Consider the following 11870-nt stretch of genomic DNA (forward strand, 5'->3'; position numbering starts at 1 on the left):
GACCCGCAGGGCGCCGCCGCCGACGTAGGCGATCCAGCGGCCGGTGGGGTCGGGGCGTGGGTCGTACACCTCGGTGGCGGTGGGGACGCGGCGGGCCTCCCCGGTGGTGGTGTCGGCGAGCCAGAGGCCGCCGCCGAGGGCGAAGGCGGCGAGCCGGCCGGCGGCGTCGATGGCGTACGCGGTGATGCCCCGGGCGTGGACGCGGGCGCGTTCGCGGCGGATCCGTTCGGCCTCGGGCAGGTCGGTGTCGGGGCCGTCGGCGCCGAGCGCGGCCGGGTCGGCGAGCAGGCGTTCCCCGCCGCCGGCGTCGAGGGCCCAGAGGCAGGTGACGGGGTCGTCGCCCGCCCGGCTGCGCAGGAACAGCACGGTCCGGCCGTCGGCGGAGACGGACGGCCGGGCGGGGGCGCCGAGGGTGAGGCGTCGGGTGCGAGCGAGCTGACGGGGTATCGAGTCGGTCGGCATGGGGGCACCATAGGCACACTCCCCGGGCCGCGGTCGAGGGGGCGGGACGCGACCGGGGCCGCCGCGGATCTCAGGAATCCGAGGCGGCCCCGGGGCCGGGTGGGAGGGACGTCAGTGGACGTCGCCCATCAGCGCCACGACCTTGCGGCGCTGGGAGTACAGGGCGAGGCCGGCGGCGATCGCCATGGCGCCCTGGACCGCGAAGTACCACGTGGAGCCGACCACGTCGTCGCCGAGGACGAGCTGGAAGATGGCCGCGACGCAGTCGCCCGCGGTGACGGCGAGGAACCAGACGCCCATCATCTGGCTGGCGTACTTGGCCGGGGCCAGCTTGGTGGTGACGGACAGGCCGACGGGGGAGAGGGTCAGCTCGCCGATGGTCTGGATGAGGTAGACCATGGCCAGCCAGAGCGGCGTGACCTTGGTGTCGCCGGTGGCGGCGGCCATGGCCAGCATCATGACCATGAACGAGGTGCCGACCATCAGCAGGCCGAAGGAGAACTTCGCCGTGGTGCTGGGGTTCTTGGAGCGGCGGGCGAGCGCCACCCAGATCCAGGCGAAGACCGGGGCCAGCGCCATGATGTACAGCGGGTTGAGCGACTGGAACCAGCTGGACGGGAAGTCGAAGCCGAACAGCGTGGACGAGGTGTGGTCCTTGGCGAAGATGTTCAGCGTCGAGCCGGACTGGTCGTAGATCATCCAGAACACGGCGGCGGCGACGAAGAACCAGATGTAGCCGCTCATCCGGGACTGCTCGGTCTCGTCGAGGTCCTTGTCGCGCTTCACCTTGGTGAAGACGAAGACCGGGATCGCCAGGCCGGCGATGGACAGCGGCCAGATCGCCCAGTTGATGGTGAAGTGGCCGGTCAGCGCGACGACGGCGTAGAAGACGACCGCGACGGCGAGCCAGAGGCCGGCCTTCTTGAAGATGGCGCTCTTCTCGGCGGCCGGGATCGGCGAGGTGACCACGTCGCTCTTGGCGCTCAGGTGGCGGGTGCCGAGCAGGAACTGGGTGAGGCCCAGGGCCATGCCGACGCCGGCGAGGGCGAAGCCCAGGTGCCAGTCGACGTTCTGGCCGATGGTGCCGATGACCAGCGGGGCGGCGAAGGCACCGAGGTTGATGCCCATGTAGAAGATCGTGAAGCCGCCGTCCCGGCGCGGGTCGTTGGGCCCGTCGTAGAGGTGGCCGACCATCGTGGAGATGTTCGCCTTGAGCAGGCCGGAGCCGATCGCGATGAACGCGAGGCCGCCGAAGAACGACACGCCGACCGGCAGCGCCAGCAGGAAGTGGCCGATCATGATGATCGAGCCGCCGAGGGCGACGGTCTTCCGGGCGCCGAGGAAGCGGTCGGCGATCCAGCCGCCCGGGAGTGCCAGCAGGTAGACCATCGCGGTGTACACGCTGTACACCGCGGTCGCGGTGGCGAGCTTCATGCCGAGGCCGCCGTCGGTGACGGAGGCGGTCATGTAGAGCACCAGCAGGGCACGCATGCCGTAGTAGCTGAAGCGCTCCCACATCTCGCTCATGAAGAGCGTGGCGAGGCCCCGGGGGTGCCCGAGGAAGGTCTTGCCGCCGGAAGAGGCCGGCTGTACGCCGGACTCCATGGTCGTAGACGCCATGAGTAGTGGTTCCTTGCCTGACAGCGTCCGCCAAGGGGGGTGGCGGCGGACGTGGACAGAACCACTCTACGTGGCGACATTTGGCGTTATCAGCTGACAAAAGACGCCAATTAGGTATGCCGATGGCAAAGACAGCGACAGATTCCCCTCCATGATCCATGGTACGACGGGCCAAATTCCTTCGGTTGCAAGATCAAAACGGAGGATCTTCGCCGAACGAGCGGTCCGGGCGTGTCGGTTGGAATGGGATCGCACTCCGTATAACGATCACGCAGTGTGAACTACCTCACGGCACCGACGGCTGTTCCCCAGCGGACTACCATCACCCCATGACCTGTGTGCTGCTCGCCGAGGACGACCCGGCGATCTCCGAACCGCTCGCCCGGGCACTGCGCCGCGAGGGCTACGAGGTGCTCGTCCGCGAGGACGGTCCGTCCGCACTGGCCGCGGGGCTCGGCGAGGAGGTCGACCTCATCGTCCTCGACCTCGGCCTGCCCGAGATGGACGGCCTTGAGGTCTGCCGCCGGCTGCGCGCGGACGGCCGCAGCTGCCCGGTCCTGGTCCTCACCGCCCGCGCCGACGAGGTCGACACGGTGGTCGGCCTGGACGCCGGCGCCGACGACTACGTCACCAAGCCGTTCCGCCTCGCCGAGCTGCTCGCCCGCGTCCGGGCCCTGCTGCGGCGCGGCAACGTCGACCAGCTCACCACCGGCGCGCACGGCGTCAAGATCGACATCGAGTCGCACCGCGCCTGGCTCGGCGAGGAGGAGCTCACCCTCTCCGCCAAGGAGTTCGAGCTGCTGCGGGTGCTGGTCCGGGACGCAGGCCGGGTGGTCACCCGCGAGGAGATCATGCGGCAGGTCTGGGACACCACCTGGTGGACCTCCACCAAGACCCTGGACATGCACATCTCCTGGCTGCGCAAGAAGCTCGGCGACGACGCCGCCAACCCCCGCTACATCGCCACCGTGCGCGGGGTGGGCTTCCGGTTCGAGAAGAATTAGCCCCGACAGGGGCAGGTACCACCACGGGGAGCGGCAGCGTGAAACGCCGGATGATCAACTCGCTGCTGGGCGTCGTCCTCGTCGTGGTGGTGGTGTTCTGCGTGCCGCTCGCCCTGGTCGAGAAGCGCACCATCGTCAACAGCGCCCAGGACCGGGTGGACGCCGCCGCCGTCCGGGTGCTCGCCCTGGTGGAGAACCGGCTCGCCGCCAAGGAACCGGTCACCGGCGACAAGTTCGCCAACCAGGTCTCCGAGGGCCAGTACGTCGAGGTCGACATCCCCGGCCAGGGCATCGTCTCCAGCGGCCGCCGCCCCGACAGCACCCACCTGCTCAAGGCGGTCGAACGCGGCGCCAGCGGCGAGACCGTCACCGTCGAGCAGTCCCGCGAGGCGGTCGACCACGAGATCGCCAACATGCTGCTGCTGCTCGGCGTGGTCGCGCTGCTCGCCGTGCAGGCCGCCGTCGCCCTCGCCGTCCGGCAGGCCAAACGGCTGGCCCGCCCGCTCACCGACCTCGCCGAGACCGCCGAACGGCTCGGCTCCGGCGACCCGCGCCCGCGCGACCGCCGCTACGGGGTGCCCGAACTCGACCGGGTCGCCGAGGTGCTCGACACCAGCGCCGAGCGGATCGCCCGGATGCTCACCGCCGAACGCCGGCTCGCCGCCGACGCCTCGCACCAGCTGCGCACCCCGCTCACCGCGCTCTCCATGCGGCTGGAGGAGATCACCGCGCTCGCCGAGGACCCGGAGACCGTCAAGGAGGAGGCGACCATCGCCCTCCAGCAGGTCGAACGGCTCACCGACGTCGTCCAGCGGCTGCTCACCACCCAGCGCGACCCGCGCAGCCCCACCGCCGTCGCCTTCGACCTCGACGACGTGGTCAAGCAGCAGGTCGAGGAGTGGGGCGCCTCGCTGCGCGGCACCGGCCGGGTGCTCCAGGTCGAGGGCCTGCGCGGGGTCTCCGTCGTCGGCACCCCCGGCACGGTCGCCCAGGTGCTGGCCACCCTGATCGAGAACTCGCTGATGCACGGCGCCGGCACCATCACGCTGCGGGTGCGGCCCTCCGGCACCTCGGCGGTCGTCGAGGTGCAGGACGAGGGCCCCGGCGTGCCGCCCGAACTGGGCAACCGGGTCTTCGAGCGCGCGGTCAGCGGCCGCAACTCCACCGGCATCGGCCTTGCCGTCGCCCGCGACCTCGCGGAGGCGGACGGCGGGCGGCTGGAGCTGCTCTCGCTGCGGCCGGCGGTGTTCGCGCTCTTCCTGGGCCGCAGCCAGCGCGACGGGTGAGGGGCCTCAGAGCCTGTCGTCCCGGACCACGTCGAGGTCGGTGAAGGTGGGCGGCGCGTCGCAGAGCGCGACCATCTCCCGGTAGATCCGGTCGGTCTCCGGCAGGCCCGAGTTGCGCATCGCGGCCTCGTACGACGGGAACTCGACGATCTCCACCACGTGCCGGGGGTCGGAGCGGTCGGTGGCGACCATCGCGTGGTCGGCGGTGCGCCGGCCCTCGGTCTGCTCGGCCCAGCGGTCCATCAGGCCGTTGAGCTCGTCGAGGCGGTCGGTGCGGCAGTCGATGATCTGGACGAAGGTCATGGCGAGCCTCCTGGCGTCCCCCGCGGCCTCGATCGTTCGCCGGCCGTGCTCGCCCTCCGTCACCACTGTCCTCCCGGGGCGGCCGTGGCGGCAACCGGAGGACCGGGTCGGCCTACTCGGCCTTGGCGTAACGGATCCGCTCGGCGGCCAGCATCAGCTCGGCCTGGGCGACCACGCCCACGGCCGGCGCCTCCGGGGCGTCCTGCGCGGCTTCGGCGCGGGCCGCGGCGAGCTGCTCCCCGGTCGGCTCCGGGACGGCCGTGAACACCCAGGTCCGGTACGAGATGAAGCGGAACACCGTGCCGAGCGCCAGGCCGCCGACCTTCGCGGCCACCTGCTGGACGTGCGAGGAGAGCCCCAGCACGTACACCGAGAAGCCCAGCACGCCGGTCTCGATCAGCATGCCGGCGCCGCTGAACAGCAGGAACAGCGTGATCTCCCGCTTGCGCGAGGCGGCGTCGCGGTCCCGGTACAGCCAGTAGCGGTAGCCCAGGTAGTTGGTGGCGATCGCGACCAGGGTCGCGGCGATGTTGGAGCGCAGCGAGGCCAGGTGCAGGCCGTTGATGCAGACCCAGAAGACGGCGAAGTTCACCACGACACCGCTGAGGCCGACCAGGCCGAACTTCACCGCCTCGCCCGACAGGCCGCGCAGTTTCTGCGCCAGCGAGGGGTTCGACGCCGTGGTCGTCGCCATACCGGGCTGCCTCCGTGTGCCTGGGTGCCTGCGGACGGAAGGGCGCCGACGGCCTGAGCGCCGTCAACCCCTTGAGCCCTGCGTGCACGCACATGATCGGATCGCGCGTATCAGGACCTAGCCGACCAGGCTACCCGGTTCCACCGATCGGCTCAGCCCCCCTGCCACGTGCATGTGGGCCCGTCCCCGGGGACGCCGCTGGGCGGGGAGCGGTTCCACTGCCTCCGACCGGCCCGGATATCCTGGCGGGGTGACTTCCCCGGGCAACGCGAATTTTCCAGTGGTGGGCATGATCGGCGGCGGGCAGCTTGCCCGCATGGCACACCAGGCGGGCATCCCGCTCGGGATCCGGTTCAAGCTCCTCGCCGACACTCCCCAGGACTCGGCCGCGCAGGTCGTCTCCGACGTCGTCCTCGGCGACTACCGCGACCTCGACACCCTCCGGCGCTTCGCCGAGGGCTGCGACGTGATCACCTTCGACCACGAGCACGTGCCGACCGAGCACCTGCGGGCGCTGCAGGCCGACGGCGTCGCCGTCCGGCCCGGCCCGGAGGCGCTGGTCAACGCCCAGGACAAGGGTGTGATGCGGGCCAGGCTCGACTCCATCGGCGTCCCCTGCCCCCGGCACCGGATCGTCGCCGACCCGGCCGACGTCACCGCGTTCGCGAACGAGGGCGCGGGCTACCCGGTGGTCCTCAAGACCGTCCGCGGCGGCTACGACGGCAAGGGCGTCTGGGTGGTCCGCGACGAGGAGGAGGCCGCGGCCCCGTTCCTGGCCGGCGTCCCGGTGCTCGCCGAGGAGAAGGTCGACTTCCTCCGCGAGCTGGCCGCCAACGTGGTGCGCTCGCCCAGCGGCCAGGCCGTCGCCTACCCGGTGGTGGAGAGCGTCCAGGAGAACGGCGTCTGCGCCGAGGTCACCGCCCCCGCGCCCGGCCTCGACCCGGCGCTGTCCGACGAGGCCCAGCGGCTCGCCCTGCGGATCGCCGGCGAGCTGGACATCACCGGCCACCTCGCCGTCGAGCTGTTCCAGACCCGGGACGGCCGGATCCTGGTCAACGAGCTGGCCATGCGGCCGCACAACTCGGGGCACTGGAGCCAGGACGGCGCGGTCACCTCGCAGTTCGAGAACCACCTGCGGGCCGTCCTCGACCTGCCGCTCGGCGACCCGAGGCCGCGCGCCAAGTGGACCGTCATGGTCAACGTCCTGGGCGGCGACTACCCGGACATGTACCACGCCTTCCTGCACTGCATGGCCCGTGACCCGGGCCTGCGGATCCACATGTACGGCAAGGACGTGAAGCCCGGCCGCAAGGTCGGCCACGTCAACGTCTTCGGGGACGACCTCGACGACGTCCGTGAGCGCGCCCGCCACGCGGCCGCCTACCTGCGAGGAACGATCACCGAATGACCCACCCGTCGCCCGGCCACCACCCCTCTTCGAGCGCTGACGCGCGCACCCCCCTGGTCGGCATCGTCATGGGCTCGGACTCCGACTGGCCCGTGATGGAGGCCGCCGCCCAGGCCCTCGACGAGTTCGAGATCCCCTACGAGGTCGACGTCGTCTCCGCGCACCGGATGCCGCGCGAGATGGTCGCCTACGGCGAGAACGCCCACGGGCGCGGGCTGAAGGCGATCATCGCCGGCGCCGGCGGCGCCGCCCACCTGCCGGGCATGCTGGCCTCGGTCACCCCGCTGCCGGTGATCGGCGTCCCGGTGCCGCTGCGCTACCTGGACGGCATGGACAGCCTGCTGTCGATCGTGCAGATGCCGGCCGGCGTGCCGGTGGCCACCGTCTCGGTGGCGGGCGCGCGCAACGCGGGCCTGCTGGCGGTGCGGATGCTGGCCGCCTTCGACCCGGAGCTGACCGAGCGGATGACCGACTTCCAGGCCGAGCTGAACGGCCAGGCCACCGAGAAGGGCAAGAAGCTTCGGGCCAAGGTGGCGGGTTCCTCCTCCTTCGGCTTTGGAAAGTAGTCATATCGGATAGAACAGCTCGTATGACCTCTGAGCTGTTGGACTCCACCCCCGCTCTGCTGGAGCGCGCCAAGGCCGTCCTCCGCGCCACCCCCGTGGTGGACGGCCACAACGACCTCCCCTGGGCGATGCGCGAGCAGGCCGGCTACGACCTCGACGCGCTCGACCTGTCCGCCGACCAGAGCGACCGCCTGCACACCGACCTCGCCCGCCTCGCTGCGGGCGGGGTCGGCGCGCAGTTCTGGTCCGTCTACGTGCCCAGCCGGCTCGCCGGGGACCACGCCGTCAGCGCCACCCTGGAACAGATCGACTTCGTCCACGCCCTGGTCGAGCGCTTCCCCGACCGGCTGCGCCTCGCACTCACCGCCGACGACCTGGAGGCCGCCCGCGCCGAGGGCCGCGTCGCCTCCCTGATCGGCGCCGAGGGCGGCCACTCCATCGACTGCTCGCTCGCCACCCTGCGCGCCCTGTACGCCCTCGGCGTCCGGTACCTGACGCTCACTCACAACGACAACACCCCCTGGGCCGACTCCGCCACCGACGAGCCGGTCGCGAACGGCCTCACCGCCTTCGGCGAGGAGGTCGTCCGGGAGATGAACCGGCTCGGCATGCTGGTCGACCTCTCGCACGTCTCCGCCGACACCATGCGCGACGCCCTGCGGGTCAGCGAGGCGCCCGTGCTCTTCTCGCACTCCTCCTCGCGCGCCGTCTGCCCCCACCCGCGCAACATCCCGGACGACGTGCTGGCCGGGCTCCCCGGCAACGGCGGTGTCGCGATGGCCACCTTCGTGCCCAAGTTCATCCTGCCCGCCGCCATCGAGTGGACCGCCGCCGCCGACGAGAACATGCGCGCCCACGGCTTCGACCCGCTCGACACCACCCCCGCCGGGATGGCCTGCCAGCGCGCCTTCGAGCGGACCAGCCCCCGTCCGGTCGCCACCGTGGCCACCGTCGCCGACCACCTCGACCACATGCGCGAGGTCGCCGGCATCGACCACATCGGCATCGGCGGCGACTACGACGGCACCGCCTTCCTCCCGGCCGGCCTCGACGACGTCGCCGGCTACCCCAACCTGATCGCCGAACTGCTGGGCCGCGGCTGGTCCGAGACCGACCTCGGGAAGCTCACCTGGCACAACGCCGTCCGCGTGCTGCGCGACGCCGAGGCCACCGCCGCCCGGCTGCGCGCCGAGGGCCGCGTCCCGTCCCTCGCCACCCTCGGCCTGCCCGGCCTGGACGGCTGACCCCGGGGAATGATCGGGCGCCCGGCGGCGCTGGGGCCGTCGGGGAGCATCCGGCCCCCGGGTGCCCGGACACGAGGAGGCGGCGCATGGAAGGCGACCAGGACGCGGTCCGCAGGATCCTGACCGAGCTGGGCGACACCTGGGCCGTCGTGGGCCTGTCGTCCAACCGGCGGCGCGCGGCCTACGGGGTGGCCGAGGTGCTGCAGCGCTTCGGCAAGCGGATCGTGCCCGTGCACCCCAAGGCGGAGACGGTCCACGGCGAGCGGGGGTACGCCTCCCTGGCGGACATCCCCTTCAAGGTCGACGTGGTCGACGTGTTCGTCCGCTCCGACCTCGCCGGCCAGGTCGCCGACGAGGCGGCCGCCATCGGTGCCGACGCGGTCTGGTTCCAGCTCGACGTGATCGACGGGGCCGCCTACGAGCGCACCCGGGCCGCCGGCCTGGACATGGTGATGGACCGCTGCCCCGCCATCGAGATCCCCCGCCTCGGTCCGGCCGCCCGGGCCTGACCCCGGCGGGGGAGCCGGATCAGCTCGGGCGGCCCAGGGCGCGGTAGGTCCAGCCGGCCGCGCGCCAGGCCTCGGCGTTGAGGACGTTGCGCCCGTCGAGCAGCCGGCGCTCGGCGACCACCGCGCCCAGCTCGGCCGGGTCGAGCTCGCGGAACTCCTGCCACTCGGTGAGGTGCAGGACGACGTGCGCGCCCTCGGCGGCCTCCAGCGCGGACGGCGCGTAGGCGAGGCTCGGGAACATCTTGCGCGCGTTGTCCATCGCCTTGGGGTCGTAGACGGTGACCTGCGCGCCCTGGAGCTGGATCTGGGCGGCGACGTTGAGCGCGGGCGAGTCCCGGATGTCGTCCGAGTTGGGCTTGAACGCGGCGCCGAGGACGGCCACCCGCCGGCCCAGGAAGCCGCCGTCGCACTGCTCGCGGGCCAGCTCGACCATCCGGGAGCGGCGGCGCATGTTGATCGAGTCGACCTCGCGCAGGAAGGTCAGCGCCTGGTCCGCGCCCAGCTCGCCGGCCCGCGCCATGAACGCCCGGATGTCCTTGGGCAGGCAGCCGCCGCCGAAGCCCAGACCGGAGTTGAGGAACTTGCCGCCGATCCGCTCGTCCAGCGCGAGCGCCGCGCTCAGCTGGGTGACGTCGGCGCCGGCCGCCTCGCAGACCTCCGCCATCGCGTTGATGAAGGAGATCTTGGTGGCCAGGAAGGAGTTGGCGGCGGTCTTCACCAGCTCGGCGGTCGCGTAGTCGGTGACCAGGAACGGCACCCCGGCGGCGATCGGCTCGGCGTACACCTCGCGCAGCAGCCGCTCGGCGCGCTCGCCGCGGGCGCCGATCACGATCCGGTCCGGGCGCAGGGTGTCCTGGACGGCGAAGCCCTCGCGCAGGAACTCCGGGTTCCAGGCGAGCTCGGCGCCCTCGCCGACCGGGGCCAGCGCGGCCAGCCGCTCCGCCAGCCGGCTCGCCGAGCCGACCGGCACGGTGGACTTGCCGACCACCAGCGCCGGGCGGGTCAGGTGCGGGGCCAGCGCGTCGATCGCGGCGTCCACGTACGACATGTCGGCGGCGAACTCGCCCTTGCGCTGCGGGGTGTTGACGCAGACGAAGTGCACGTCGCCGAACTCGGCGGCCTCCTCGGCGGAGGTGGTGAACCGCAGCCGCCCGGTCGAACCCTCGTGCCCGGCCACGTGCTTGAGCAGCAGTTCGGACAGGCCCGGCTCGTACATCGGGACCCGGCCGGCGGTCAGGGTGGCGATCTTCTCCGGGTCGATGTCCAGCCCCAGCACCTCGAAGCCGAACTCCGCCATGGCGGCGGCGTGGGTGGCGCCGAGATAGCCGGTGCCGATCACGGAGATGCGGAGGGTCACGGTTTTCCCTTCGAGCGGGCGACGGGCGGCACGGCTCCGGGGTGGTGGCCGCGCCCACCGATGCTATCCGGCCGCCGGGGGAGGGCCCAGACGGTCGCACGTGCCCCGGTTTCGGCCGTTGTCCCCGAAGCCCCGGACACGGGCCGCGGGCGGCGGCACACTACGGTCATGGAGGCGGAGGACGAACATCCGGACGATCCCGCGCGGCGACCGGCCCCCTCCGGGCTGAGCCTCTTCGAGCCGAAGGAGCAGCCGGGGGAGCGGTCCGGTGAACGGCCCGGTGAACAGCCCGGGGAGTCCGACGGAGAGCCCGACGGAGAGCCCGAGCCGCCGGCCCGGCGCCGCCGCACCCGCCGGGTCCTGCTCTGGACCCTGTCCACCCTCCTGGCGCTCGTGCTCGGAGCCTGCGGCGCCCTCTGGTGGACGGCCGAGCACTACGCCTCCTCCGTCCACCGCATCCCCGACGCCTTCCCGACCGTGCCCGAGTCCGCCCAGCCGAGGCCCGTCCCCGGCAGCGGCCTCAACCTCCTGCTGGTCGGCCTGGACGCCCGCTCCGACACCCCCACCACCGGCAGCGCCGCCAAGGCCCCGGCCTGGCGGGCCGGCGCGGCCCGCAGCGACACGATGATGCTGCTGCACCTCTCCGAGGACCGCCGCTCCGCCACCCTGGTCTCGCTGCCCCGGGACACCTGGGTGCCGGTGCCCGGCCACGGCGAGGCCAAGCTGAACGCCGCCTACTCCTGGGGCGGCCCGGCGCTGATGACCGAGACCGTGCAGAACCTCACCGGCATCCGGGTCGACCACCTCGCCGTGATCGACTGGAACGGCTTCCGCGCCCTCACCGACGCGGTCGGCGGCGTCGACATCACCGTCCCGCGCACCATCGAGGGCGTCGGCGAGGCCCGCGCCTGGGAGGCCGGCACCCACCACATGGACGGCGCCACCGCGCTGCTCTACGTCCGGGAGCGCTACGGCCTGCCCGGCGGCGACCTCGACCGCACCAGGCGCCAGCAGAACTTCCTGCGGGCGCTGATGCTCAAGGTCATGGACTCCGGCACGCTCGGCAGCCCCTCGCGGCTCGGCGGCCTGCTGGGCACGGTCGGCGAGGTGGTCAGCGTCGACGACCGGCTCTCCAACACCGACCTGTTCCAGCTCGCCTGGGGCCTGCGCTCGCTGCGCCCGGACGGCGTGCGCTTCCTGAACGCGCCGTTCGGCGGCTTCGCCACCCGGGGCGAGCAGAGCGTGGTGCTCCTGGCCGAGGGGCCGGCGGAACGGCTCTGGGAGGCGATCCGCAACGACCGCACGGAGCAGTACTTCCGGGAGCGCCCGGCCGGCGACACCCTCGGGACGGACGTCGACTGACCTAGATGAGTGATGCCAAGGGTTAGTGGTCGTAGGCGATCAGCGAGCGCATGAC

General features: G+C 72.4%; 11 protein-coding genes and 1 pseudogene. 7 read left to right on the forward strand and 5 right to left on the reverse strand.

Annotated elements, in window-relative coordinates:
* A partial coding sequence (locus ABD308_RS06935; protein ID WP_486327010.1) for a TolB-like translocation protein occupies positions 1-462 on the reverse strand: 462 nt, incomplete at its 3' end.
* Positions 463-573: 111 nt separating this feature from the next.
* Entirely contained in the window at positions 574-2082 is a 1509-nt protein-coding gene (locus tag ABD308_RS06940) for a peptide MFS transporter (protein WP_344329239.1), read from the reverse strand.
* A gap of 329 nt (positions 2083-2411) precedes the next feature.
* Between ABD308_RS06940 and ABD308_RS06945 the strand changes: the two genes are divergently transcribed.
* Both ABD308_RS06945 and ABD308_RS06950 read left to right on the forward strand, forming a co-directional pair.
* The gene (locus ABD308_RS06945; protein WP_344329242.1) at positions 2412-3086 is read left to right on the forward strand and encodes a response regulator transcription factor; all 675 of its coding nucleotides are present in this window, start codon (positions 2412-2414) and stop codon (positions 3084-3086) included.
* 38 nt (positions 3087-3124) lie between these two features.
* A complete protein-coding gene (locus tag ABD308_RS06950) occupies positions 3125-4372 on the forward strand; it encodes an ATP-binding protein (RefSeq protein ID WP_344329245.1) in 1248 nt (415 codons plus the stop codon).
* A gap of 9 nt (positions 4373-4381) precedes the next feature.
* Here ABD308_RS06950 and ABD308_RS06955 read toward each other — a convergent pair.
* Positions 4382-4675 (reverse strand): annotated as a pseudogene (locus ABD308_RS06955) (ester cyclase); the annotation flags it as partial.
* 112 nt (positions 4676-4787) lie between these two features.
* Complete coding sequence (locus ABD308_RS06960) at positions 4788-5369, reverse strand: GtrA family protein (RefSeq protein ID WP_344329248.1); 582 nt, start codon at positions 5367-5369, stop codon at positions 4788-4790.
* A gap of 172 nt (positions 5370-5541) precedes the next feature.
* On the opposite strand from ABD308_RS06960, the gene ABD308_RS06965 reads away from it, so the two are divergent.
* The 4 genes from ABD308_RS06965 (at position 5542) to ABD308_RS06980 (ending at position 9096) form a co-directional block, all read left to right on the forward strand.
* A complete protein-coding gene (locus ABD308_RS06965; RefSeq protein ID WP_425554713.1) occupies positions 5542-6777 on the forward strand; it encodes a 5-(carboxyamino)imidazole ribonucleotide synthase in 1236 nt (411 codons plus the stop codon).
* The gene (purE, locus tag ABD308_RS06970) at positions 6774-7343 is read left to right on the forward strand and encodes a 5-(carboxyamino)imidazole ribonucleotide mutase (RefSeq protein WP_344329254.1); all 570 of its coding nucleotides are present in this window, start codon (positions 6774-6776) and stop codon (positions 7341-7343) included. The genes ABD308_RS06965 and purE overlap by 4 nt, the downstream gene beginning before the upstream one ends.
* 23 nt (positions 7344-7366) lie before the next feature.
* Positions 7367-8587, forward strand: coding sequence for a dipeptidase (locus ABD308_RS06975; RefSeq protein ID WP_344329257.1), 1221 nt, complete (start codon positions 7367-7369; stop codon positions 8585-8587).
* Between the two features lie 86 nt (positions 8588-8673).
* Complete coding sequence (locus ABD308_RS06980; protein WP_344329260.1) at positions 8674-9096, forward strand: CoA-binding protein; 423 nt, start codon at positions 8674-8676, stop codon at positions 9094-9096.
* Positions 9097-9115: 19 nt separating this feature from the next.
* On the opposite strand, the gene ABD308_RS06985 is transcribed toward ABD308_RS06980, so the two are convergent.
* Entirely contained in the window at positions 9116-10453 is a 1338-nt protein-coding gene (locus ABD308_RS06985; protein WP_344329264.1) for a UDP-glucose dehydrogenase family protein, read from the reverse strand.
* A gap of 168 nt (positions 10454-10621) precedes the next feature.
* Between ABD308_RS06985 and ABD308_RS06990 the strand changes: the two genes are divergently transcribed.
* Positions 10622-11815: an LCP family protein gene (locus tag ABD308_RS06990; protein WP_344329271.1), complete on the forward strand. Its 1194-nt coding sequence runs from the start codon at positions 10622-10624 to the stop codon at positions 11813-11815.
* Positions 11816-11870: the final 55 nt, after the last annotated feature.

This window comes from Kitasatospora putterlickiae (genome assembly GCF_039527695.1).
Classification (GTDB): domain Bacteria; phylum Actinomycetota; class Actinomycetes; order Streptomycetales; family Streptomycetaceae; genus Kitasatospora; species Kitasatospora putterlickiae.

Excerpts from the sequence above, each read along its gene's own strand:
- ABD308_RS06940 (WP_344329239.1), bottom strand. The coding sequence starts at position 2,082 with ATGGCGTCTACGACCATGGAGTCCGGCGTACAGCCGGCCTCTTCCGGC.
- ABD308_RS06945 (WP_344329242.1), top strand. The coding sequence starts at position 2,412 with ATGACCTGTGTGCTGCTCGCCGAGGACGACCCGGCGATCTCCGAACCG.
- ABD308_RS06960 (WP_344329248.1), bottom strand. The coding sequence starts at position 5,369 with ATGGCGACGACCACGGCGTCGAACCCCTCGCTGGCGCAGAAACTGCGC.
- ABD308_RS06965 (WP_425554713.1), top strand. The coding sequence starts at position 5,542 with ATGTGGGCCCGTCCCCGGGGACGCCGCTGGGCGGGGAGCGGTTCCACT.
- purE (WP_344329254.1), top strand. The coding sequence starts at position 6,774 with ATGACCCACCCGTCGCCCGGCCACCACCCCTCTTCGAGCGCTGACGCG.
- ABD308_RS06975 (WP_344329257.1), top strand. The coding sequence starts at position 7,367 with ATGACCTCTGAGCTGTTGGACTCCACCCCCGCTCTGCTGGAGCGCGCC.
- ABD308_RS06980 (WP_344329260.1), top strand. The coding sequence starts at position 8,674 with ATGGAAGGCGACCAGGACGCGGTCCGCAGGATCCTGACCGAGCTGGGC.
- ABD308_RS06990 (WP_344329271.1), top strand. The coding sequence starts at position 10,622 with ATGGAGGCGGAGGACGAACATCCGGACGATCCCGCGCGGCGACCGGCC.